Origin of the sequence: Falsiroseomonas oleicola (assembly GCF_019029495.1) — a bacterium.
Taxonomy (GTDB): domain Bacteria; phylum Pseudomonadota; class Alphaproteobacteria; order Acetobacterales; family Acetobacteraceae; genus Falsiroseomonas; species Falsiroseomonas oleicola.
Genome location: NZ_JAERQM010000012.1, coordinates 48184 through 70311, shown reverse-complemented (window position 1 = coordinate 70311; position 22128 = coordinate 48184). Strand labels below are relative to the sequence as shown.

At 70.5% G+C, this 22128-nt stretch carries 20 protein-coding genes; 3 read left to right on the top strand and 17 right to left on the bottom strand.

Translation table 11 applies throughout. The annotated features are described in order from the left end of the window. Window positions 1-7 precede the first annotated feature (7 nt). The 10 genes from JJQ90_RS25830 to JJQ90_RS25785 all read right to left on the bottom strand — a co-directional run bounded on the left by JJQ90_RS25830 (window position 8) and on the right by JJQ90_RS25785 (window position 8805). The gene (locus JJQ90_RS25830; protein WP_216879185.1) at window positions 8-832 is read right to left on the bottom strand and encodes an LOG family protein; all 825 of its coding nucleotides are present in this window, start codon (window positions 830-832) and stop codon (window positions 8-10) included. Between the two features lie 92 nt (window positions 833-924). Continuing rightward, window positions 925-1803: an amidohydrolase family protein gene (locus JJQ90_RS25825; RefSeq protein WP_216879184.1), complete on the bottom strand. Its 879-nt coding sequence runs from the start codon at window positions 1801-1803 to the stop codon at window positions 925-927. Then, window positions 1800-2774, bottom strand: coding sequence for a Bug family tripartite tricarboxylate transporter substrate binding protein (locus tag JJQ90_RS25820; protein ID WP_230410995.1), 975 nt, complete (start codon window positions 2772-2774; stop codon window positions 1800-1802). Before JJQ90_RS25820 ends, JJQ90_RS25825 begins: the two co-directional genes overlap by 4 nt. A 4-nt stretch (window positions 2775-2778) precedes the next feature. Further along, window positions 2779-3765, bottom strand: coding sequence for a Bug family tripartite tricarboxylate transporter substrate binding protein (locus JJQ90_RS25815; RefSeq protein WP_216879182.1), 987 nt, complete (start codon window positions 3763-3765; stop codon window positions 2779-2781). Next, entirely contained in the window at window positions 3762-4970 is a 1209-nt protein-coding gene (locus JJQ90_RS25810) for a CaiB/BaiF CoA transferase family protein (RefSeq protein ID WP_216879181.1), read from the bottom strand. Before JJQ90_RS25810 ends, JJQ90_RS25815 begins: the two co-directional genes overlap by 4 nt. Before the next feature lie 2 nt (window positions 4971-4972). Continuing rightward, entirely contained in the window at window positions 4973-5689 is a 717-nt protein-coding gene (locus JJQ90_RS25805; RefSeq protein ID WP_216838595.1) for a PIG-L deacetylase family protein, read from the bottom strand. A gap of 113 nt (window positions 5690-5802) precedes the next feature. Further along, complete coding sequence (locus JJQ90_RS25800) at window positions 5803-6720, bottom strand: LysR family transcriptional regulator (protein ID WP_216879180.1); 918 nt, start codon at window positions 6718-6720, stop codon at window positions 5803-5805. Then, entirely contained in the window at window positions 6720-7049 is a 330-nt protein-coding gene (locus tag JJQ90_RS25795) for a non-heme iron oxygenase ferredoxin subunit (RefSeq protein WP_216879179.1), read from the bottom strand. Before JJQ90_RS25795 ends, JJQ90_RS25800 begins: the two co-directional genes overlap by 1 nt. Continuing rightward, entirely contained in the window at window positions 7049-7978 is a 930-nt protein-coding gene (locus tag JJQ90_RS25790) for a dihydroorotate dehydrogenase (RefSeq protein WP_216879178.1), read from the bottom strand. Before JJQ90_RS25790 ends, JJQ90_RS25795 begins: the two co-directional genes overlap by 1 nt. Next, window positions 7972-8805 carry a dihydroorotate dehydrogenase electron transfer subunit gene (locus tag JJQ90_RS25785; protein WP_216879177.1) on the bottom strand — a complete coding sequence of 278 codons (834 nt, stop codon included), beginning with the start codon at window positions 8803-8805 and terminating at the stop codon, window positions 7972-7974. The genes JJQ90_RS25790 and JJQ90_RS25785 overlap by 7 nt, the downstream gene beginning before the upstream one ends. A 177-nt stretch (window positions 8806-8982) precedes the next feature. Here JJQ90_RS25785 and JJQ90_RS25780 point away from each other — a divergent pair, with 177 nt between their 5' ends. Next, window positions 8983-11721: a PAS domain S-box protein gene (locus tag JJQ90_RS25780; protein WP_216879176.1), complete on the top strand. Its 2739-nt coding sequence runs from the start codon at window positions 8983-8985 to the stop codon at window positions 11719-11721. Between the two features lie 8 nt (window positions 11722-11729). Here the strand turns inward: JJQ90_RS25780 and JJQ90_RS25775 are convergent, their stop codons facing one another. Continuing rightward, entirely contained in the window at window positions 11730-12749 is a 1020-nt protein-coding gene (locus JJQ90_RS25775; protein ID WP_216879175.1) for a hypothetical protein, read from the bottom strand. A 144-nt stretch (window positions 12750-12893) separates the two neighbouring features. Between JJQ90_RS25775 and JJQ90_RS25770 the strand changes: the two genes are divergently transcribed. Further along, complete coding sequence (locus tag JJQ90_RS25770) at window positions 12894-14195, top strand: Zn-dependent hydrolase (protein ID WP_216879174.1); 1302 nt, start codon at window positions 12894-12896, stop codon at window positions 14193-14195. Beyond that, window positions 14192-14869, top strand: a complete 678-nt coding sequence (locus JJQ90_RS25765; RefSeq protein WP_216879173.1) for an orotate phosphoribosyltransferase — start codon at window positions 14192-14194, stop codon at window positions 14867-14869. The genes JJQ90_RS25770 and JJQ90_RS25765 overlap by 4 nt, the downstream gene beginning before the upstream one ends. A 1-nt stretch (window position 14870) precedes the next feature. Here the strand turns inward: JJQ90_RS25765 and JJQ90_RS25760 are convergent, their stop codons facing one another. From JJQ90_RS25760 to JJQ90_RS25735, 6 genes are all read right to left on the bottom strand, one after another. Then, on the bottom strand, window positions 14871-15323 hold the full coding sequence (locus JJQ90_RS25760) for a Pvc16 family protein (RefSeq protein ID WP_216879172.1): 453 nt from the start codon (window positions 15321-15323) through the stop codon (window positions 14871-14873). Window positions 15324-15468: 145 nt separating this feature from the next. Further along, entirely contained in the window at window positions 15469-17055 is a 1587-nt protein-coding gene (locus JJQ90_RS25755) for an ABC transporter substrate-binding protein (protein WP_216879171.1), read from the bottom strand. An 89-nt stretch (window positions 17056-17144) separates the two neighbouring features. Then, the gene (locus tag JJQ90_RS25750; protein WP_216879170.1) at window positions 17145-18971 is read right to left on the bottom strand and encodes a CocE/NonD family hydrolase; all 1827 of its coding nucleotides are present in this window, start codon (window positions 18969-18971) and stop codon (window positions 17145-17147) included. Then, window positions 18971-20542, bottom strand: a complete 1572-nt coding sequence (locus JJQ90_RS25745) for an ABC transporter substrate-binding protein (protein WP_216879169.1) — start codon at window positions 20540-20542, stop codon at window positions 18971-18973. The genes JJQ90_RS25750 and JJQ90_RS25745 overlap by 1 nt, the downstream gene beginning before the upstream one ends. A gap of 96 nt (window positions 20543-20638) precedes the next feature. Further along, the gene (locus tag JJQ90_RS25740; RefSeq protein WP_216879168.1) at window positions 20639-21310 is read right to left on the bottom strand and encodes an SDR family NAD(P)-dependent oxidoreductase; all 672 of its coding nucleotides are present in this window, start codon (window positions 21308-21310) and stop codon (window positions 20639-20641) included. Then, window positions 21310-22083: an enoyl-CoA hydratase/isomerase family protein gene (locus tag JJQ90_RS25735; protein ID WP_216879167.1), complete on the bottom strand. Its 774-nt coding sequence runs from the start codon at window positions 22081-22083 to the stop codon at window positions 21310-21312. The genes JJQ90_RS25740 and JJQ90_RS25735 overlap by 1 nt, the downstream gene beginning before the upstream one ends. Window positions 22084-22128: the final 45 nt, after the last annotated feature.

Sequence of the window (22128 nt, the reverse complement as noted above, 5' to 3'; positions counted from 1 at the left end):
TAGGCGCCTATGACCTCGGCGCCTGGGCCGGCGGGGTATGGGCGCGCAGGCCGCGACGCACCAGGGCGGCCCAGCCTTCCTCCGGATCATCGACGATCTCGAACAGCTTAAGATCCGCCTCGGCGATCATGCCGTGCTCGGCCAGCGCCTCGAAATTCACCACCTGCCGCCAGTAGTCGCCGCCGAACAGCACGATCGGCAGGGATGGCGCCTTGCGCGACTGCACCAGGGTCAGCAGTTCGAACAGCTCATCGAAGGTGCCGAAGCCGCCGGGAAAGACCGCGAGCGCATTGGCCCGCATCGCCAGGTGCATCTTGCGCATGGCGAAGTAGTGGAAGCGGAAGGTCAGCGCCGGGGTCGACCACTCATTCGGCGCCTGTTCATGCGGCAGGGTGATGTTGAAGCCGATGGAGGGCGCGCCGACCTCCGCCGCGCCGCGATTGGCCGCGGCCATGATGCCGGGGCCACCGCCGGTGGCGATCACATTGTCCCGTGGCGCGCCACTTTCGGCCAGGGCGCCGCCGCGCAGGCTGACGATGCGAGCGAAGGCGCGCGCCTTCTCATAATGCGCCGCCAGGGCCACCTGCCGCCGCGCCAGTTTCTTGGCGTCCTCCGTGTCAGCGGCCTCCAGCGCGCGGGCGGCCGTCTCCGCATCCGGCACGCGAGCACTGCCAAAAACCACGACGGTGGAGCGCACGCCCCAGTCCCGCAGGGCGAGTTCTGCCTTCAGATATTCCATGCCGAAACGCGCCGCGCGCATCTCGTCGCGCAGCAGGAAATCCAGGTCCTCGACCGCCAGCAGCGTGCTGGGATGGAGCTTCTTCGTGGCCATCGTCTCGTGGTCCCAAATATCAAAAGGGCGGGGCGGGCCATGTTTCGCCCACCCCGCCCCCTTCGCAACGCCCGCTGTCACAAAAGTTCCGGTCAGTCCGCCCAGTAGAGCCGGGTCGGATTGTCCACCGTCACCTGGCGGATCAGCGCCGGGTCGTCGGTCATGGCGCCCAGCAGATCCACCAGGTCGCCATCATTCGGCATGTCGCCCGCGATATTCGGATGCGGCCAGTCCGTGCCCCAGAGGCAGCGATCCGGCGCGGCCGCCAGCAGCGCCTGGGCGAAAGGCACCGCATCCAGGAAGGGCGCGCCGGCCGAGGAAATCCGCTCCGACCCGCAGATCTTCACCCAGGCGAGCGGGTTCTTCATCAGCTCCAGCAATTGCCGGAAGGCCGGCTGGTCCACGCCCTCCTTCGCCTTCACCCGGGCCATGTGGTCGATGACGAAGGGGATGCGGATGGCGGCGATGGTGTCCGCCAGGGGCACTATGTCCTGCGCATCCAGGTGCAGCACCACATGCCAGCCCAGCACCTCGGCCTGCGCGAGCACGCGCTGGAAGAAGGCCATGTCCGGCATGCCGCCCAGATGGCGCACGAAATTGAATCGCACGCCGCGGATGCCGCCCGCATGCAGCCGGGCGAGCTCCGTATCGGTCACCCCCGGCTCCACCACCGCCACACCGCGCATGGTGCCGCCGGATCGGGCGATGCCGTCCAGCGTCACCGTCATGTCGCTGCCGTGGCAGGAGGCATGCACGATGACGGCACGCGACACGCCGAGTTTCTGGTGAAGCGCCACCAGCCCCTCGAAAGGCGCATCGGGCGGCGTATAGGCGCGGTCCTCGGCATAGGGAAACACGGCGCCGGGGCCGAAGACGTGGCAATGCGAGTCACAGGCGCCAGGCGGCAGCACCAGCCGCGGCGTGCGGGTGTCGGGGTCGGGACCCTTGCAGGTCGGGATTTCTTTCTTCACTGCCGCGGAATCCCTGCCTTCTCGATCACCTCGGTCCAGCGCGCGGTGTCGGCGCGCAGCAGCTCGCCCATCGCCGCCGCCGTGCCGCCGCGCGGCTCCACCCCCACCTGGGTCAGCGCCGCGCGGAGATCGGCGCTGGCCAGCGCCTCGTTCACCGCCGCGTTGATCGCGGCAATCGCCTCCGGCGGCGTGCCGGCGCGGGCGACCAGCGCGTTCCAGGACGCCACGTCGTAATCCGGCACCCCGGCCTCCGTCAGCGTCGGCACATCCGGCAGGTTCGTGGCGCGCGTGGCGGAGGTCACGGCCAGCACCCGCAGCGCGCCGGCCTGGATCTGGCCCATGATCGGGCCGGTGATCTCGAAGGCCGCATCCACATCGCCACGGATCAGCGCCGTGGTCAGCGCCGGCGTCGCCGGGAAGGCGATGGTCTCGAAGCGGGTGTCGGCGCGGATCTTGAACAGCTCCGCCGACAGGTTCTGGGTGCTGCCGGCGGTGATGCTGCCGATGTTCAGTTTTCCCGGATTGGCCCGCAGCCGCGCGAGCAGGCCGGCGATGTCCCGGTCCGGGGAATTCGGTGCCACCACCACCGCGATGGGAAAGGCGCCCATGGTCACCACGGGCACGAAATCCGTCAGCGGATCGAAGGGCAGCGTGCGAAACAGCGCCTTGCTGATCGCCGTGCCGTTGGAGGCGACGAGCAGCGTATGCCCATCGGCCGGCGCCGCCATCAACTGCTGCCCGGCGACGATGCCGCCCGCGCCGGGGCGGTTGTCGATCACCGCCGGCTGGCCGAGCCGCTCCGAGATGCGCTGCGCCACCGCGCGGGCGGTCAGGTCCGCGACACCACCCGGCCCGAAGGGCACCACGATGCGGATCGGGCGGCCCGGCGCCCAGGCCTGGGCGCGGGCCGTGCGAATGGCGGGAAGAGCGAGGGCTGCGCCGAGGGCGGCGCGACGGGTGAGGTGCAGCATGGCCCTATTCATTCGTCACATTGGCGCGGCGGATCACCTCGCCCCAGCGCTCGCGCTCGGCGATGATCATGTCGCGGAACTGCTCCGGCGTGCCCGGGGCGGCATCGGCGCCCTCCGCGGCCAGGCGCGGCTTCAGCTTCTCGCCCCGCAGGGCGCGGGCGCTGGCGGCGTTGACCCGGTCGATGATCGGGCGCGGCGTGCCGGCCGGCGCCACCAGCCCATACCATTGCACCGCGTCGAAGCCGCGGACGCCCTGCTCGTCCAGCGTCGGGATATCGGCCGCGCTGGAAAGCCTTTGCAGCGAGGACACGCCGATGGCGCGCAACAACCCGGCGCGCACCGGCGGCAGGATGGGCGGGCCGCCCGTCATCGTCATGTCGATCTGGCCGGCGATCAGGTCGTTCATCATCGGGCCGGTGCCGCGATAGGGCACATGCGTCAGCTCGATCCCCGTCGCCAGGCAGAAGGCCACCACGGCGGTATGGGCGGCGGAGCCATTGCCGCCGGAGCCGTAGGTGATGGTGCCCGGCGAAGCCTTGGCGCGCGCGATCAGCTCCTGCGCATTGGTGATCGGCAGCTTGCGCGTGTTCACCGCCAGGATATTGGCGACATTCGCCACCAGCACGATGGGGGCGAAGGAGGTGACGGTGTCGAAGGACAGGTTGCGGTAGAGCGACGGGTTCACCGCCAGCGTGCCGATATGGCCCATCATCAGCGTGTAGCCATCCGGCGCCGCGCGGGCGACGAGATCGCTGCCCAGCGTGCCGCCGGCGCCTGGGCGGTTCTCCACCACGAAGGGCTGGCCGAGGGCCTCCTGGAGTTCGGCGCCGAGGGCGCGGGCCAGGATGTCGGTGCTGCCGCCGGGGGTGAAGGGCACCACCAGCCGCACCGGCCGCTCCGGCCAGGCGCCCTGCGCGCGCAGAAGGCCGGGGGTTGCAAGCAGGCCGGCGCCGGCAAGCAACGTGCGGCGGGGCAGGTTCAGCCTGGTCATGGATTTTCCTCCGGTTGGATCAGCGCGCCATCGCGCGCGAGGTCTTCGATTTCTTGGGCCGACAATCCGGCCTCCGCGAGCAGCTCCGACCCGGCGGCGCCAAGGCGCTGCGCGGCGGGCAGGGTCGGCGCCATGCCGCCCGACAGGATATTGGGCGCGCCGATGGCGAAGGTTGCGCCCTCGGTCGGGTGCTCCTCCTCCCGCACCATGCCGGTGGCGCGCAGATGCGGGTCGGTCAGCAGGGATTCGAGGGTGTTGTAGGGCATGGCCGGCACGTCGTGCTGCGTGAACAGCGCCAGCCATTCCGCCGTGGTTTTTCCGACAAGCGCGGTGGCGCGCAAGGCGAAGTATTCCTTCGTATGCGCGGTGCGGGCCGCGACCTTGCCGAAGCGCGGATCCTCGATCAGCTCCGGCCGGCCGATGGCGCGGAAGAAGCCATGCGCCTGCGCATCCGTATTGGCGGAGACGGCGATGAAGCCGTCGGCGGTCTTCAAGGGCCGCGCCTCCGGGCTCAGCACCCGCTGGTCGCCCGGAGGGCCGAGTGCCGGCCGAAAAGACATCGGCCCCAGATGTTCCTGCAGCACGAAGGCCGCCATGTTCTCGAACATCGGGATTTCCAGGCTCTCGCCGCGCCCCGTCTTCTCCCGGCGGTACAGCGCAAAGCCGATCTGCTGGGCGGCGATCAGCCCGCAGACATGGTCCGCCACCAGCATCGGCACGTAGCGCGGTTCGCCGGTGGAGGCCTCGAAGCAGCCGGCGATGCCGGAGACGCCCTGGATCACCGTGTCGTAGGCCGGCTTGCCGGCATAAGGACCATCGGTGCGGAAGCCGACGATCGAGCAATGGATCAACCGCGGCAGTTTTTCCGCCATGGTCGCCGCATCCACGCCGAGGCGCTTCTGGGCCTCCGGTCGGATGTTCGTCACCAATATGTCGCAGCGCGCGGCGATGCGGGCCAGCACGGCCTTGGCGCGCGGATGCTTCAGGTCCAGGCAGATGGAACGCTTGCCGCGGTTGAAGTTGAGAAACTTCCCCGCCATGCCCGGCGTGCGGCCCTTGCCGCCGAGCTTGCGCAGCAGGTCGCCCTCGGGGCTTTCCAGCTTGATGACCTCCGCCCCCTGTTCCGCCAGCACCCCGGTGCAGACGGGACCGACGACGACGGAGGACAGGTCCAGGACGCGCAGCCCGGCCAGCGGCCCGCTCATCCTCAGACGAGCTCTTCGAGGGCCTGCGGGAAGAGCCGCATATAGGCCTCGCCGTGGACCATCGGCTTGCCGGAATTGCGGCCGCCCTGCATGCCACGGTTCAGCGCCACACGCTCATAATAGGCCCAGAGGTGCTTCTGCGCGGGCAGGCACTGGAAGGCCTTGAACTTGGTCTCCCAGACCTCGGAGATGTTCAGCAGCACATCCGGCTTGAAGTCGCATTGCTCGGGCTGGTGCGGCTCGAACAGGAACATGGCCGGGGCGGAATAGGTGTAGTCGGCCTGCGGCTTGTGGCCCATCGCCTGGGCGATGACGCGCGCCTGCTGGGCGAAATGCGCGGCCTCGGGGTGGTCGAAATTGTACGGGTCCTTCAGCGCATGGCTCAGGACGAAGCTCGGGTTCAATTCGCGAAAGATGTCGATGGCGCGGTCGAGCATCTCCGGCGTGTTGCCCAGCGGGTAGTCGCCGGCATCCATGAACTCGATCTCGGCGCCGAGCACTGCCGCCGCCGCCTCGGCCTCCGCCTTGCGGCCGGCCTTCACGGATTCCAGCGTGGCGCCTTTCTCCTTCCAGGCGAACTGGCTCTCGCCGCGCTCGCCATAGGACATGCAGAGGATCTTCATGCGGTAGCCGCGCTTGGCGTGCAGCGCGATGGCACCACCGGCGCGCCAGACGAAATCGCCCGGATGGGCGGTGATGACGAGACCGGATTTGGACATGCGATTCCTCGGACAACGTGATTTCGCCCGAGGATGCCCGCGCCCCGCCCATGCGACAAATGGAAAGAATGGCGTGACTATGCCGTTTTATGAATAGGTTGAGCGGATCAAGGTCAGGCCGCCGCCGACCTATCCCGCGGCCGCGCCCGGAAATGCCGTCGCAGCAGCGCCAGCAGCGACTCCGCCGCCGGTGACAGCGGCACCCCGCGGCGGGAGACGACGCCGAGCCTGCGCATCACCGCCGGATCGCGCAGCGGCACCGCCACCACGCCCGGCGATCCGCTGGCATCCACGGCAAGACGCGGCACCACCGCCAGGGCCAGGCCGGATTCGACCATGCTGATGGCGGTGGCCAGGTGCTGCACCTCGTAATGCCAGTCCATCGCATCCCGCCGCGCGCCCAGCGCCTCATCCAGCAGCGCGCGGTTGCCGGTATGCGGCGCCACGCGCACCAAAGGCTGGCCTTCCAGCTCCGACCAGGACAGGTGCTGGCGCGCGGCGAAGTCATGCGCCCTCGGGCAGGCAACGACGAAGGCCTCGGTCAGCAGCGGCACGATATCCAGGTCCCAGCGATTGGCGGAGACGATGGTGATGCCGAACTCGGCCTCCCCCCGCGCCACGGAATCGGCGATCTCGCTGGCGGAGTTGTCGAAGACCTTCACCGTCACGCCGGGATGGGTGCGGGCGAATTCCACCAGCAGGCGGGGAATGTGGTGCACGGCGATGGTCGGCAGGCAGCCGATGGTCACGCTCTGCTCCCCCCGCCCGGCGCCAGCGCGCAGTTCCGCCAGAACGGCCACCAGGGTTTCCACCGGCGCCCGGGCGCGGCCGGCCAGTTCCAGTCCGGCGGGGGTCAGTGTCACCTGCCGCGTGGTGCGCGCCAGCAGGCGGCAGCCCAGCGCATCCTCGAACTTGCGGATGCGGTGGGACAGCCCGGTCTGGGAGAGGTTGAGATGCGCCGCTGCCTTGCGGAAGGACCCGCGCTCCGCGATCGACAGGAAGGCTTCCAGCCCGAGGAAATCGACCGCCATCAGTCTTCCACCCGGCCCCGCGCCGGATCGATCCAGACGGCGCCATCCCGCAGCACCGCGTCCCAGACCTGCACCGCCTCCCGGCAGGGCAGGCGGGTGGCGCGGCCGGTGCGGATGTCGAAGCGGCCGCGATGCGCCTCGCAGACCACCTCCCCGCCCTCCACCGGGCTGAGGCCGAGATGGCCGGGGCCATGGCTGCAGGCATTGGCCAGGACGAAGAAGGCGCCATCGAGCCGGAAGACGGCGAAATCGCCGATCTCCGTCTCCACCCGCCGCCCCTCGCCTTCCGGCACCTCCGCCTCGGCGCAGAGCCGCAATGCGTCCGCCATCACTCCGCCGCGGGCCGCAGGCGGCCGGGCAGGGCCAGCCCGGTGAGGTCCGACACGCGCGCAAAACCGCGCCGGGCGCAAAAGGCCGAAAGACCGTCCAGCACGTCCAGCAGGGCATTGGGGCTGACGAAGCTGGCGGTGCCGACCTGGATGGCGCTGGCGCCGGCCATCAGGAATTCCACCGCATCCTCCGCCGTGGCGATGCCGCCCACGCCGATCACCGGAATCCGCACCGCCTGGGCGCATTGCCAGACCAGCCGCAGCGCGATGGGCTTGAAGGCGGGTCCCGAAAAGCCGCCCATCCCGGCCCCCAGCTTCGGCGCCATGCGGTCGATGTCGATGGCGAGCCCCAGAATGGTATTGGCCACCACCACCGCATCCGCCCCGGCCGCCTCCACCGCGCGGGCCACCGCGGCGATATCGGCGGTGTTGGGCGACAGCTTGGCCCAGATCGGCAGGCCGCAGGCGGCGCGCATCGCCGCGATGGCGGCGCCCGCCGTCTCCGGATGCATGGCGAAGGCGCGGCCATCCTCCTCCAGATTGGGGCAGGAGATATTGGCCTCGATCCCCGCCACGCCGGGGGTTGCCGCCAGCAGCGCCGCCGCTTCGGCGAAGGCCGCCACCGTATCGGCCGAAAGGCTCACCACCAGCGGCGCGGCGAAGCGGCGCCAGTCCGGCATGGCATGTTCGATGAAATGCGGCAGGCCCTTGCCGGGAATGCCGATGGAATTCAGCACCCCGGCCTCGGTCTCGCAGAGCCGCGGCAGGGCATTGCCCTCCCGGTACTGCGGCGTGACGGATTTCGTCACCAGCGCGCCGAGCCGGTTCAGGTCGAAGACCTGGGCCAGCTCCGGCCCGAAGGTGCCCGAGGCCGGCATCACCGGATTGGCCAGGGTCATTCCGCCGATGCGGACGGCAAGGTCTACCATGCCAACGCCGCCTGAAGGTCGAAGACCGGCCCCTCCGCGCAGACCCGCAGGTTCACCACCTGGCCATCCGGCGCGCGGATCTGCCGCACGCAGCAGAAGCACATGCCGAGGCCGCAGCCCATCTGCTGTTCCAGCGCGATCTGGCCCGGAATGCCGTATTCGCCCGCCAGCCGCTGCAACAGCAGGAACAGCCGGTTCGATCCGCAGGTGAAGACCGCATCCGGCCGCGACGAACCTTCGAAGGTTGCGCGCAGCAGCGCCTCCATCGCCGGCACCGCGCTTGACCCGTCGCTGTCGAAGACGGGGGTGATCTCGGCGCCGGAATCCCCGGAAAATTCCGCCGCCATCAGATCCTCCGGCGCCTGCGCCGACAGCACCGCCCGCACCGCGATGCCCCGCGCCGCCGCGGCTTCCGTCAGTGGGGCAAGAGTGGCGAGTCCGACGCCGCGCGCCAGGATCAGGATGCGCCGCCAGGCCGGATCCAGCGTGAATCCCTGGCCGAGCGGACCCACCACCGAAAGGTGATCGCCCGCCCGCAGCGCCGCCAGCGCCGCCGTGCCACGGCCCTTCACATGCAGCAGGAAACCGAGCGGCTTTCCCTCGCCGCAGCGCCAGATGCTCATCGGCCGGCGCAGATAGGGGCCATTGCCCCCGCCGTCCCGGCAAAGCAGGTGAAAAAACTGCCCCGGCCGGCTGGCCGCCGACAGCCCCGGCGCGTTCAGCAGCAGACGATGGTAGCGCCGCCCGACCGGCACGCTCTCCGCCACCGTCAGTACCTGCTCCCGCACCGGGAAGTCCGCCGCTACGCCATCTGGGCCGAGATCCATGCCATCCCCATCCGCCGACCCTGCGGATGTTCGGGCCGGCGGGGGTGAAGTCAAGCAAGGCCAGTGCCGAAACCCCGCCAGGACGCGGCACGGATGACGCGGCGCGGCATTCGAGGCATTCTGGGCCACTTCCGTGCCCCTTCCCGAATCCGAAGGGGTACTCATTGAAAGGTGACCATGTCCGCGACGAAGCACGAGGAGGAAGGCCACCGGCACACGCCGCTGGCCGCCGCCTTCGCCCGGATCGAGCGCCTGGCGCGGGGCCTGCTCGGTGTAGAGGAAGCCCGCATCATCCTGCGGACGGAGATCCCGGACGCCGCCAGGCCGGGCTTCACCCACGACACGGCCTTGCACATGCCGGATGGCACGCCCTGCGGCACGCTGCGCCTGCACCACGCCACGCCGCGCCCCCCGCTGAGCCCAACGCAGCAGGCCATCGTGGCCGACCTTGCCGCCATCGCCGTGGATGCGCTGGACCTTCAGGCGGAGGCCTCGGCCCGGCAAAGGGCGCTGGACAACCTGGCCCTGCGTGAACGGCTGCTGCGCCTGGTGGCCGATGCGCCGAGCCTGGCGCAGGCGCTGGACGCCACCATGGCGGCGCTGCGCGACGCCACCGGCGCCGTGCTCTGCCTGTGTTTCCGCATCGGGCCGGATGGCGAGCACATGCAGCTTGTCGCCGGCCAGGCCAGCACGCCAGAGCTGACGGAAGCCTATCTCGACCATCTGCGCCACAGCGTGGTGCGCATCGACAATTCCCTGGCAGGGCTGGTCGCCAGCAGCGGTGAGCAGCAGGTCATCCGCGCCATCGATGAATCCGTGCAGCGCCGCTTCCCGGCCATCAGCCTCTCGGTCCGGCAGAAAATCCAGTCGCAGATCATCACCCCGGTCTCGACCGGCAGCGAACGTTTCGCCTTCAGCGTCGGCTATGCCCGCGAGCGCGACGACCTGGAGGATATCGCCGCGATGCTGCTGGGCCTGGCCGGCAGCCTGCGCCCCCTGCTGCGCCGCCTGCACGACGCGGAGGAGATCGATCTCTACCAACGCGCCATGGATGCCAGCCACGACGCCGTGCTGATCCTGGAAGCGCATCCCGGCGGCCCGCCGCGCATCCTGCGGGCCAACGCCGCCTTCGCCCGGCAGAGCGGCCTTGCGGCGGAGGCGCTGCGGGGCCAGCCCTACCATCCGCTGCGCCTGGAGTCGGAGGATGCGGCACGGATCGCCTTGGCGATCGCCGAGGGCAGGGCGCTGCGCGCCGAGACGCAGAACCAGCGACATGATGGCAGCCGCTTCTGGGTGGAGGCGGATATCGCCCCGGTCACCGGCCTCGCCGGCGCCATCTCCCACTGGGTGGCGATCGAGCGCGACATCACCGAACGCCGGCAGACGCAGCAGGCGATCGCCTTGAATGAGGAAAGGCTGCGGCTGCTGGCCCGCGCGGCCGGGGAGGTGGTCTGGGACTGGGACATCGCCGCCGGCACCCTCACCTGGGGCGAGGGCATGCCGGAACAGTTCGGCCACGCCTTGCCACCCGCATCCGGCACCCTGGACTGGTGGGTGGCGCGCATCGCGCCGGAGGATCGCGCCCGGGTGATGGCCGGCCGCCAGGCCGCCGCACGATCCGGCGGCGCGTCCTGGTCAGCCGAATACCAGTTCCAGAAGGCGGATGGCAGCTTGGCCCTGGTGATCGACCGCGGCTTCGTCACCGATGACCCGCACGGTCCGCCGCGCCGCATGGTCGGCAGCATGCGCGACGTCACCGAACAGCGACATCTGGAGGAACAGCTTCGCCAATCCCAGCGGCTGGACGCCATCGGCCGGCTGACCGGCGGCGTGGCGCATGACTTCAACAACCTTCTCGCGGTCATCATCGGCAATGCCGAGTTGATGCAGGACCTGCCTGGCCTTCCCCCGGACCTGCGGCAGGGCATCGACGTGATCCATGCCGCCGCCGAGCGCGGCGCGGAGCTGACAGGGCGGCTGCTGAGCTTCGCCCGGCTGCATCCGCTGGCGCCGCGCGTCACCGATTTGAATCGCCTTCTGTCCCAGATGCAGCCGCTGCTGCGCCGGCTTTTCGCGGCGCAGATCACGCTGGAGGTGGTGGAATCCGACATCCGGCTGCCGGTGGTGATCGACGGGCCGCAATTGGAGAATGCGCTGCTCAACCTGTGCATCAATGCGCGCGATGCCATGCCCGATGGCGGCACCCTTCGGGTGGAGGCGGCGCCGCTGCGGCACGAGGCCGGCATGTCCGGCCCGCCCGGGATGGAGCCGGGCAACTACGTGACCATCACGGTCAGCGACACCGGCACCGGCATGAATCCGGAGGTCGCGGCCCGCGCCTTCGAGCCCTTCTTCACCACCAAGGCCATGGGCAAGGGCAGCGGACTCGGCCTCAGCATGGTGTTCGGCTTCATCGGTCAGTCGAATGGCCGGATCGCCCTGGCATCCACCCCCGGCCAGGGCACGAGGGTGACGCTGTATCTTCCCCAGGCGACCCAGGCGGCCGAGGTGGAGGATGCCGCCGCCGCCGCCGCCGCCATCCCGGCGCCGCGTGGCGCCTGCATCCTGCTGGTGGAGGACAGCCCCGCGCTGCGGGAAACCGCCACGAACCAGCTTCAGCGGCTCGGCTACAAGGTGACCGCCGTCGAGGATGGGGAGGCCGCGCTGGCTGCCCTGGAACGGCCGGAGCCGGTGGACCTGCTGTTCACCGACATCGTCATGCCAGGCCGGCTCAATGGCTACCAACTGGCGCGGCTCGCGGTGGCGCTGCGCCCCGGGCTGCGCGTGCTGTTCACCTCGGGCGACCACGACCTCGCGCAGACCGGGCATGAGGGGGCCGTGCCGCTGCTGCAAAAGCCCTACCGCTTCGCCGACCTCGCCGAGCAGGTCCGGCAGGTGCTGAACCCCGCCTGCTGAAGCCGGACTTATCTCAGACTGCGGTTCCGGCGCGGGGTCGGACCCCGGAAGCGCGCTGCCGCGGCCTCACCCATCGGGAAGCGCAGGCCGAGGCGGCGCAGCCGCGCCTTGCGCCAGGCGATGGCGGCCAGCGCCAGGTCGCCGATCGCCAGGCCCTGCACCAGCGCCAGCACATTCGCCGCCGGATCGGCCCGGCCGGGTGCCAGCCCCGCCGCGATCAGCCCCAGATCCGGCCCGGCGCGTTCCGCCAGCGCCGACGCGCTGGTGGCACCGGCGGCGATCCAGGCGGCGGCATTGCCATTGGGGTGGCTGAGGTCCGGCCCATCGGCGACCAGCATCTGCGCCCAGCCGAGCACATCCGGCGCCAGATCGGCCTCCCCGAGCGCGATGACAGTGGCGCCGGGGCGGAGATCGGCGGCGGCGACCACGGGGGCCTCGGCGCTGGAGAGGGTGATGACCAGCTCCGCCTGCCGCGCCGCCTCGGCGGGGCTGGCGGCCGGGGTCGCGGCCAGGCCGATCTGGTGCGCGGCGCAGAATTCCGCCACCGCCTCCGCCCGCCTCGCCGCCACATGCAGCGTGGTCAGCCCGGGCAGGGCCAGCGCGAGAACGCCGGGCAGATGGCTGGCGATGCGGCCGGCACCGATCACCGCGGCGCTGGTGATGCCCGCCGGCGCCAGCAGCTTCGCCGCCAAAGCGGCGGTGGCGGCGGTGCGGAGGGAGCGCAGCCAACGCGCCTCGATCAGCGCCAGCGGGCGGCCTTCCAGATCGGCGAGCCAGAACCAGTCGCGTGATGCCTCCCCCTCCGACATCAGGCGGAAGCCGGCCAGACCGGATTCGGGCAGCACCGCGCCCTTCACCCGGAACCGCGCCAGCGGGGTGGCCAGGGACAGGGTGGCGGGGGTGGAGAGCAGGTTGCGGGCGGCACCATGCTCCCGCCAGGCCTCCGCCACGGCGTCCAGGGCTTCCTCCGCGGTCACCAGGCCATCGGCCTCGCCGGTGCGGAGGATGAGAAAGTCGAGATTGTCCATGCGCGCCCGGCCCAGTGTGCGGCGGGATGGTGGGGTGGCGGCGCGCCGCTGCCAAGGGCCACCGCCGCAAGCCTTACCTGTGCCGCCTGCGCGGCTGGGCCCGCGCGGCTTGCGCGGCCGGCCCCCCTGGGCGAGCCTGCGGCGATGGACCTGCCCGGCGCACCGCCCCTGCCCCGAATCGCCCCCGACCTCGCCGAACTCGCCGGCCGGCTTTTCGCCGAGATGCGCGCCACCGACCATGACGGCACCGGCATCACCCGCGAGACCTACGGCCCCGCCGAAACCCTGGCGATGCGGCGGATCGAGGCGGTGGCGCGGGAGGCGGGGCTGGGGATCGCCTGGGACGCCGCCGGCAACCTGCACATCACCCTGCCCGGCACCGACCCCACCTTGCCCGCCGCCGCCTGCGGCTCCCACCTCGACAGCGTGCCGCAGGGCGGCAATTTCGATGGAGCCGCAGGGGTGATCGCGGGGCTGCTGGCGCTGCTCGGCGCGCAACGGGCCGGTCCGAGGGCGCGCAGCCTGAAGCTGCTGGTGCTGCGCGGGGAGGAAAGCGCCTGGTATGGCCGGCCCTATCTCGGCTCCTCCGCCCTGTTCGGCAGCTTCGACCCGAAATGGCTCGACCTGCCCTGCCTCCAGGACCCCTCCCTGAAACTGCGCGACGCCATGGCGCGGGAGGGGGCGGATGTCGCCGTGGTCGAGGCGCGGCAGCGACTGCTGGCCCCCCAGAGCCTGTCGCACTTCGTCGAACTGCATATCGAGCAGGGGCCGGTGATGGTCGCGCGCGGCGTGCCGGTCGGCCTCGTCTCCGGCATCCGCGGCAACTTCCGGCACCCGGCAGCGCGCTGCCTGGGGGAAGCCGCGCATTCCGGCGCGGTGCCGCGCTGGCTGCGGCGGGATGCGGTGCTGGGGGCGGCCGACCTCGCCATGCGGCTGGACGCCACCTGGCGCACCCTGCTGGAACGCGGCGAGGACCTGGTGATGACTTTTGGGATTTTCACCACGGACCCCCGCGAACACGCCATGACGCGGGTGCCCGGCGAAGTGCGCTTCACCCTGGAATACCGCAGCGAAAGCGAGCGCACTTTGGAGGATTTTTGGCAACTCGCCGAGGCCGAGGCGAGCGAGATCGCGCGGGAACGCCGCGTGCGAATCGAACTCGGCAGCGCCGTGCGCACGCCGCCCGCGGTGATGGATGCGCGGCTGCTGGCGCTGGCGCAGCGCATCTGCACCGAAGGCGACATGCCGCACGAAGTGCTGGCCAGCGGCGCGGGGCACGACGCGGCCATCTTCGCCAATGCCGGCGTGCCCAGCGCCATGGTCTTCGTGCGCAACGAACACGGCAGCCACAACCCGCATGAGGCGATGGACATGGCCGATTTTCTCGAAGGCGCCGCGGTGCTGCAGGCCATCCTGCTGCAGGGCGCGGAGGCATTGCGCGCATGACCCAGGACCCCGGGATCGGCCGCCGCACGGCGCGCATCCTGCTCGACACCGGCAGCATCCTGCTGCGGCCGGACCGGCCCTTCATGCTGTCCTCCGGCTGGGCCAGCCCGGCCTATCTCGACATGCCGCGGGCACTTTCCTTTCCCCTGGCGCGGCGGGCGCTGCTGGCAGGGGCGGAGGACCGCATCCTGGCGGAGGTCGGCTTCGACGGCTTCGACGCGGTGGCGGCCACGGAACAGGGCGGCATCGCCATCGGCGCCATGCTGGCCGAGCGCTTCCACCTGCCCTTCGTCACCGTGCGCAAGCGCGCCCAGGGATTCGGCGCCGATGCGCATATCGAGGGCGCCTTGCGGCCCGGCGCGCGCACCCTGCTGGTCAGCGACGTCACCACCGATGGCCGCAGCAAGGCCGGCTACAGCCGCGCTTTAACGCGCGCGGGGGCGGAGGTCACGCAGATCTTCGTGCTGTTCAAATGGGGCATTTTTGATCGCGTGGTGACCGACATCGCGGATGTCGGCGCGCGCCTTTTCGCGCTGGCGACCTGGGAAGACGTGCTTCCGGAGGCCGAGGCACGCGGCGCTCTGCCGCCCGCGACCCTGGCGGAGCTGCGGCGCTACCTGGCCGATCCCTTCGCCTGGTCGGCGGCGCATGGTGGGCTGGCCGCGCCGGGCTGAATCAGCCCTTCAACACCACCCCCGACACCACGATCAGCGCGCCGCAGCGCAGCGTCTCCCGCAGCGCGGTCCAGGCCATGGTCATCTCCGCCAGCGGCGCCGATAGCAGGGACACGGTGAGCCGGGCGCCGGAGGATGTCTCCAGCACCGGGTTGCCATGCAGCACGGCGAGCGCCGTGCCGAGGGCGGTCTGTGCCGCCATTTCCTCCCCATGCTCCGCGGTCAGCAGATAGACCAGTTCCAGCCCCAGATCCGGCCGCGCGGCGCGGGTGCCCTGCGGGTCGAAGCCGAGCGGGCGATTGGCGTGGCGCGCATCGGGGCGCAGATGCAGCAACCGCAGCGCGATCCCCTCCGCCCCCTCGGCCGGGGACAGCATGACCGGATGCGACGGCTCCAGCCGGTCGCGCAGCAGCGCGACGAGCGCGGCGGAGGCCTCCGCAATGGCGGCGCTCATCGGAAGCCCGTTTGGTTATGGCCGGTCATCGCCTGGTCTCCCGCTGTGTCGCGCCATGCTGCGACCGGTCGCCTGCCCGGGCAAGCGGTCAGCAGAAAGGCCCGCCCCTTGCGGAGCGGGCCTTCGCGGGCGGACCAGCCTTGGCTCAGCGCCGCATGCGAACGTGGCGCAGTTCCAGATCCTCATTCGAGCGCAGCGGCAGTTCCGCCACCGTGTCGCGCACGGCAAAGATCTGCGGTTCCTGGTGCAGCGGGATCATCGGCAGCAGTTCCTGGAAGCGCGCCCAGTACTGGCCCGACAGGTCCTGACGCTTCGCCTGGTCGGTCTCCACCGCGATCTGGCGCAGCAGTTCCGCCATGCGGTCGTCCTGGAAACCACCCCAGTTGAACGACCCCTCGCCCAGCAATTCACGCCCCGGATTGGTGATGTCGAAATTCCCGGGCGTCCAGCCGAGCATGTAGAACATGTATTCCTTGTTCGCGCCGCGCTGGAGGAAGCGGGTGAAGGGAATGCTGTCCAGCCGCGCCTGGATGCCGACGCGCTGCAACATGCCGATCACGGCCTGGCAGATCGCCTCGTCATTCACATAGCGGTTGTTGGGGCAGCTCAGCGTGATGGGGAAGCCGTTCGGGAAGCCGGCCTCCGCCAGCAGGCGCCGCGCGGCGGCGGCATCGAAGGGCAGGCGCGCATTCTGCGATTCCACGAAGCCGCTGATGGCGGTGCCGATCGGCAGGCCGGCGGCGATGGTGGAGTTGCGCAGGATCACGCGGGTGATCGTGCCCATGTCGATCGCCTGGTACATGGCCCGGCGCACGCGCACATCACGCAGCGGGTTCGGCGTGCCGGGCGCATCCGCATTCTCGGCGCGGTTCACGTCGAAGGCGAAGTAGATGCTGCGCGCCGTCGGCCCCTGGATCAGGCGGAGGCCCTGCGCCTGGGAGATGCGCTGCACATCCTGCAACGGCACATGATACATCGCGTCCAGCTCGCGCGACAGGATCGCGGCGACGCGGGTCGGTGGGCTGGCCACCGGGCGGAAGACGGCGCGGGTGATGCCGTGCTGGGCGTTGTCCCACCACTCGGTATTGGGGACGAGCACGGTGCGCTCATCCGCCAGGCGCTCCGTCACCCGGAAGGGGCCGGTGCCATTGGCATTGAGCTGCACGAAGGTGCTGGTGGCGCCCGGCTGGCCGGCGCGGGCCACGGCCATGGCGTTGTTCGCCTCGATCCAGGCCTTGGAGGTGATGAAGAACAGCGTCAGATCCTGCAGCAGGATCGGGTTAGGCCCGCGCGTCTCGAATTCCACCGTGTGGTCGTCGATGGCGCGCACCGCGGCCACGGACTGCACGACATAGGCCATGTCGTTCTGCTTCACGCGTTCCGCCGCATGCACCACATCGGCGGCCGTGAAGGCCTCGCCGCCATGGAACTTCACGCCACGGCGCAGATGGAAGCGCCAGGTGGTGGGGGAGGTCATCTCCCAGCGCTCGGCCAAAGCCGGGGAAAGCGAGCCATCGGGCTCGCGCCGCACCAGCGGCTCATAGACGTTGGACTTCATGGCGTTGGTCACGCCATGGTTGTTGGCATGCGGGTCCAGGCCGAGGATGTCGTTGGCGGTGGCCCAGGTGAAGGTGGCGGCCTGGCTCGCAGCGGGCGCGCCGGCGAGCAGCGCGCCGAGCGCCAGCGCGCCGATGGCGCCACGCAGCGTCATGCGGGGTGATTTACGCAACATTGTGCCTTTGTCCCTGTCTTTGGCAGGGCGGCAGGATGCGCAAGGCGCTGGCGTTCTGTCCAGCGCATCGCGGGGTCACCGGCCGGGCATCACCCGGCTTCAGGTGGCGCCAGCGGCAGCAGCAGGGCGGAGGGGCGGCCGGCGTCGCAGAACAGGCTGTTCACCGCCACCCGCATCCGCCGCGCCGCCCCTTCCGGCTCCCCGGTCTGCGGGTTCACGTCGTAATGCGGGAATTCGCTGGAGGCGATGTCCAGGCGGATGCGGTGGCCGGCCAGGAAGCGGTTGGCGGTGGGAAACAGCTCCACGGTGATGCGCGTGGGCTGCCCCGCCACCATGGGGCTCGGCGCCGCTGGGTCGTCGCGGTAGCGGCAGCGCAGGATGCCCTCGCAGAGGTTCATGGCGAAGCCCTGGGGGTAGTCGGCGCTCGCGGGATGCACATCGACCAGCTTGGCGGTGATGTCGGTGTCCGGCGCATCCGTCGCGATCCACAGCTCGGCGGTGACCGGCCCGATCACCTCCACATCGGCCTCCAGCGGCGGGGTCTGGAACACCAGCACATCGGCGCGGGAGGCGAGCGGCAGATAGGGCGGGCGGCAGCCAAAGTGTCCCTCCCGCTCCCGCTGGTCCATCGGGCCGCCGGTGATGACGGGCTCCATGGAGGTGATGGCGCCGCCGATGGTCGGCACCGGATGGCGCGGGTCCGAATCCCATTCGAGCGGCGCCGCCTCGGCGGCGGGCGGCGCCTCCGCCAGCCGGCCATCTTCATGCAGGTGAAACCGCGCCATGCGGGTGCCCGCAAAAGGCCAGTCGCTGCCGCTGCGCCAGCGCCCGCCGTGGTCCAGCAGGCCCTTTTCCGTGCGCCGGCCGCTGCCGCCGCCCATGACGAAGACGCGCACCGCCGGCTCGTCCTCCACGCCGTTCGCGGACTCCTTCAGCCAGCGGTCGAAGAAGCGCAGCCGGAAGGCGCGCCAGTCGCCCGCCCAGGAATCGATGGTGGCCTCCGGCCCGAACTCCACCTCGCCAAAGGCGGTCTGCGACCGGTTGCCATGCGTCCAGGGCCCCAGGATCAGCGAGGGCGTGCCGCGCCCATGTTCCCGCAATCCGCAAAAATTCTCGGTCGCCGTGCGCGGATAGGGATCGTACCAGGACGACATATGCACGCTCGGCACCGCCGCGTAGCGGTCGTGCCAACCCATCGCAAAGATGCCGAGGCGCTGCCAGTAGTCGTCGCGGGCGCCGTGTTCCCATTGCTCGAACAGGTAGTCCTCGTAATCCGGCGCGTGGCGGACCGGGGAATGGCCGCGCTTCCAGGGGAAGCGGTGGAACCAGGTGACCAGGTCCTCGGCTTTCAGCGCCGCCGCACGGACGGGATCGGCCTTGGTCTCCGGCGCCAGCAGCGCCTGGTTGAAGGCCCAGCTCGCCTGCTTCAACTCGAAGGCCCCACCCCGGCGGATGCCGCCCTGCCAGGCGTCCGAAAAACCGCCGGAATCGAGGATCTGCGCGGCGAGGCCCGGCGGGTCCAGGCAGCCCAGCGCGGCCTGGGTATGGGCGGCATAGCTGAGGCCCATGGTGCCGATGCGGCCATTGCAGAAGGCCTGCGTCACGATCCAGGCGCAGCAGTCGAACCCATCCTCGCCATCCGACAGATACTTGATGAATTCACCCTCGCTGCCGTAGCGGCCGCGGCAATCCTGGTAGACCACGGCGTAACCGTGCTGGACGAAATACGCGGCCATCACCTCCCGCCGCTGCGGCGTCGGGTCGGCCTCGGTGCGCTCGGACCGGGAAACCTCGCGCTTGCCGTAGGGCGTGCGTTCCAGGATCACGGGCCAGGGGCCGTCGCCTTCCGGCAGGTAGACATCTGTGGCCAGCCGCACGCCGTCGCGGCAGGCCACCATGAATTCCTCGCGCCGCATCAGCGCACCGGGCGCAGGAAGGGCGCATAGACCGCCTCCTCCACCCCGCCCTCATAGGTGAAGCTCGCGCGATGCGCCCAGACATTGTTGGGCACATGCAGCGGAATGATCGCCGTATCCTGTTCGAAGGCGAGGCGCTGCGCCCGGCGCAGCATCGCGTCGCGCCGCGGCACATCGACGATGTTGCGCGTCTCCGCCATCAGCGCGTCGAATTCGGCGCTGGCGTAGCGGCCGCGATTGAGCCCGCCGAGGCCGCGCGACGCATCGAAGCTGTGGAGCACCTGCGACATGCCCAGCCAGGCATCGCCCGTGGTATGCCCGAAGCCGATCAGAAACACCGAAAATTCGCGCCGCCCCGCGCGGGTGAAGAAGACGTTGGAGGGCATCACCTCCACCCGCGCATCCAGCCCGATGCGCGCCCAGAACTGCGCGATGGCCTGGGAGGTCTTGTCATCCTCCACATAGCGGTTGTTGGGCGAGTGCAAAGTGATGCGGAAGCCGTCCGGATAGCCGGCCTCGGCCAGCAGCCGGCGTGCCGCGGCGGCATCGAAGGCCGGCGGGGCGAGGTCCGGATCGTAGCCGATCTGCCCTTCCACCGCGATCTGCCCGGCGGCCGTGGCGGCGCCGGAAATCACGCGGTCGACGATCAGCGGCCGGTTGATGGCGATGGAAAGGGCACGCCGCACGCGCGGGTCGCGCAGCGGATTGCGGGCCAGCGGGCTGCCATCCTTCGCGGTGATGAAGGGCGTCACCTCATTGCCCTGGTCCAGGCCCAGATAGATGAAGCGGGAGGATGTGGCGCTGGTCACGCCAATCCCCGGCCGCGCCCGCAGCCGCGCGATCTCCCCGGGCGGCACCGCATCGATCAGGTCGACATCGCCGGCCAGCAGCGCCGCCATGCGCGCGGCATCGTTGGAGATGGAGCGGATGCTGACCCGCTCGAAGGCCGGGGCCTCGCCCCAATAGGTCGGGTTGCGCTGAAGCCGAAGCTGGGAGCCGGGCTGCCATTCGACGAAGCGGTAGGGGCCGGAGCCGATATTGACCCGCCCCGCATTGAAATCCTGCGTCGTCGCCGTGGCGGCGGCGCGGGCGGAGACGATCCAGGCGGTCATGCCGTTCAGCGGCACCGAAGGGTCCGGCCCGCGGGAGCGCAGGCGGATGGTGCGCGCATCCACCACCTCGATGGCCGTCAGGCTGCCCGCCAGGCGGATCTGCGGCGCCGGGCTGTTCGGCACACGCGGCATGCGTTCCAGGGAGAAGCGGATATCCTCCGCCGTCACCGGGCTGCCATCCTGGAAGCGCGCATCCGGCCGGATGCGGAATTCCCAGACATCGGGCTCCGGATTGGAGAATTCGGTCAGCCCGGCGACCGGCCGCATGAAGCGGTCTGAGGCCACCAGCGGATCATAGACATGGCGCGCCACCGCATGATTGGCGCCGACCACGGCGAAATGCGGGTCGAGGGAGGACGTTTCCGTCTGGATGGCGATCCGTGCCTCCTGCCCCCAGGCGGGGCCCCAGGCGGGCAGCGACAGCGCGACACTGGCGAGCAGCAGGGAAAGGCGGCGCATGGGGGTGGACTCCGTGACCAGGCGGCGAGCCTAGCCGTCTCCGCCGCCGCTGTGCAGCCCGCCTGCGCGGTCGCCGGGCTGCCGTGCGTCCATCCCTTACAGCGATGCGCCCCCGCAGATCATGATCTGCTGCCCGGTGATCGCCGCTGCCTCCTCCCCCAGCAGGAAGGCGGCCAAGGCGGCGACCTCCGCCGGCGCGATGTAGCGGCCGATCGGCGGGGTGCGCGGCTGGTGATGGGCGCGGGCGGGGTCGCGCAGCATCGGCGTGTCGGTGACGCCAGGGGCGATCACATTCACGGTGATGCCGCGCGGCGCCAGCTCCGCCGCCCAGGACCGCGCCAGGCCGACCACCGCCGCCTTGGTCGCGGCATATTGGCTACGCCCGGCGGAACCGCCGGCGGCGCGACTGCCCACCAGCAGCACCCGCCCACCCGCCTGCATGCGCGGCACCAGCGCATCGGCGAGCTGCGCCGCGACATCCACATGCAGGCGCCAGAGCAGCGCGCCAATCTCCGCCTGCAATTCGCCCAGCATGGCCGCGCGCATCACGCCGGCGGCATGGACCAGCGCGGTCGGCTCCAGCCCCTCCAACGCCGCCGGCAGCGCCGCCGCATCCAGAAGATCGATGCTGCGATGGGTGTAGTTGGCGTGCTGCTCATCCGGCACGCGCCGGCTGAGGCCGGTCACCCGCCAGCCGTCGCGCAGCAGCCGCTGGGCGATGGCCTCCCCGATGCCGGAACTGGCGCCGGTGACGATGGCGTGGCGCATCACGCCTTTCCCTTCTCCAGGAAGCGCTGCATCACCTGCTGCGATTCACCGTCGCTGAAGGCCTGGCGATGCAAGGCACGGGCGGCGGCGAAGGTCTCGTCGAAGCCGGGCTGCGTCGCCTCCCGGAACCTTTGCTTGTTCAGGCGGAAGGCGAGCTTCGGCTTGTCGGCCAGTTCCCGCGCGATGCGCAGCGCCGTGGCGCGCACCTCGTCCGCCGGCACCAGGTGATGCAGCAGGCCGAGGCGGTGGCATTCCTCCGCCTCCGCCATGCGGCCGGTCAGCACCATCTCGATGGCGCGCGACAGGCCCAGCATCTCGCGGATGATCCAGAAGCCCGTGGCGCTGACGATGCCGGAATTGATCTCCGGCTGGCCCATCTTCGACCCGGCATGGCCGACGCGGATGTCACACAGCAAGGCGACCTGAAAGGCGGAGCCGGCGGCGAGGCCGTTCAGCGCGCAGACCAGCGGCTTTTGGAAGGCGCGTATGGCCCCGTAGAGGGCGCGCCATTCCTCGATCCAGTCCTCCGCCCGGTCGCCATCGAAGGTCTTTCCCTCATTCAGGTCCTGGCCGGCGCAGAAGGCACGTTCCCCGGTGCCGGTCAGCACCACGGCCTGCACTGTGTCGTCCGCGGCCGCATCGGAGAGCAGCTCCAGCAGCCGGGCACGCATCGGCGCGTCCCAGGCATTCAGGCGCTTGGGGCGGTTCAGGGTGATGATGCGGATGCCCGCTTCCGTGCTGGCCAGCACATGGTCTTCGGCGGTCTCGGACATGTTGCTCCTGCCTCTGCGCGGCGTTACCTCCTCGGATAGCCGCAA

Excerpts from the sequence above, each read along its gene's own strand:
- JJQ90_RS25795 (WP_216879179.1), bottom strand. The coding sequence starts at position 7,049 with ATGGCGGACGCATTGCGGCTCTGCGCCGAGGCGGAGGTGCCGGAAGGC.
- JJQ90_RS25805 (WP_216838595.1), bottom strand. The coding sequence starts at position 5,689 with ATGTCCAAATCCGGTCTCGTCATCACCGCCCATCCGGGCGATTTCGTC.
- JJQ90_RS25765 (WP_216879173.1), top strand. The coding sequence starts at position 14,192 with ATGACCCAGGACCCCGGGATCGGCCGCCGCACGGCGCGCATCCTGCTC.
- JJQ90_RS25760 (WP_216879172.1), bottom strand. The coding sequence starts at position 15,323 with ATGAGCGCCGCCATTGCGGAGGCCTCCGCCGCGCTCGTCGCGCTGCTG.
- JJQ90_RS25810 (WP_216879181.1), bottom strand. The coding sequence starts at position 4,970 with ATGAGCGGGCCGCTGGCCGGGCTGCGCGTCCTGGACCTGTCCTCCGTC.
- JJQ90_RS25740 (WP_216879168.1), bottom strand. The coding sequence starts at position 21,310 with ATGCGCCACGCCATCGTCACCGGCGCCAGTTCCGGCATCGGGGAGGCC.
- JJQ90_RS25800 (WP_216879180.1), bottom strand. The coding sequence starts at position 6,720 with ATGGCGGTCGATTTCCTCGGGCTGGAAGCCTTCCTGTCGATCGCGGAG.
- JJQ90_RS25745 (WP_216879169.1), bottom strand. The coding sequence starts at position 20,542 with ATGCGCCGCCTTTCCCTGCTGCTCGCCAGTGTCGCGCTGTCGCTGCCC.
- JJQ90_RS25790 (WP_216879178.1), bottom strand. The coding sequence starts at position 7,978 with ATGGTAGACCTTGCCGTCCGCATCGGCGGAATGACCCTGGCCAATCCG.
- JJQ90_RS25815 (WP_216879182.1), bottom strand. The coding sequence starts at position 3,765 with ATGACCAGGCTGAACCTGCCCCGCCGCACGTTGCTTGCCGGCGCCGGC.
- JJQ90_RS25735 (WP_216879167.1), bottom strand. The coding sequence starts at position 22,083 with ATGTCCGAGACCGCCGAAGACCATGTGCTGGCCAGCACGGAAGCGGGC.
- JJQ90_RS25770 (WP_216879174.1), top strand. The coding sequence starts at position 12,894 with ATGGACCTGCCCGGCGCACCGCCCCTGCCCCGAATCGCCCCCGACCTC.
- JJQ90_RS25750 (WP_216879170.1), bottom strand. The coding sequence starts at position 18,971 with ATGCGGCGCGAGGAATTCATGGTGGCCTGCCGCGACGGCGTGCGGCTG.
- JJQ90_RS25775 (WP_216879175.1), bottom strand. The coding sequence starts at position 12,749 with ATGGACAATCTCGACTTTCTCATCCTCCGCACCGGCGAGGCCGATGGC.
- JJQ90_RS25820 (WP_230410995.1), bottom strand. The coding sequence starts at position 2,774 with ATGCTGCACCTCACCCGTCGCGCCGCCCTCGGCGCAGCCCTCGCTCTT.
- JJQ90_RS25755 (WP_216879171.1), bottom strand. The coding sequence starts at position 17,055 with ATGTTGCGTAAATCACCCCGCATGACGCTGCGTGGCGCCATCGGCGCG.
- JJQ90_RS25780 (WP_216879176.1), top strand. The coding sequence starts at position 8,983 with ATGTCCGCGACGAAGCACGAGGAGGAAGGCCACCGGCACACGCCGCTG.
- JJQ90_RS25830 (WP_216879185.1), bottom strand. The coding sequence starts at position 832 with ATGGCCACGAAGAAGCTCCATCCCAGCACGCTGCTGGCGGTCGAGGAC.
- JJQ90_RS25785 (WP_216879177.1), bottom strand. The coding sequence starts at position 8,805 with ATGGATCTCGGCCCAGATGGCGTAGCGGCGGACTTCCCGGTGCGGGAG.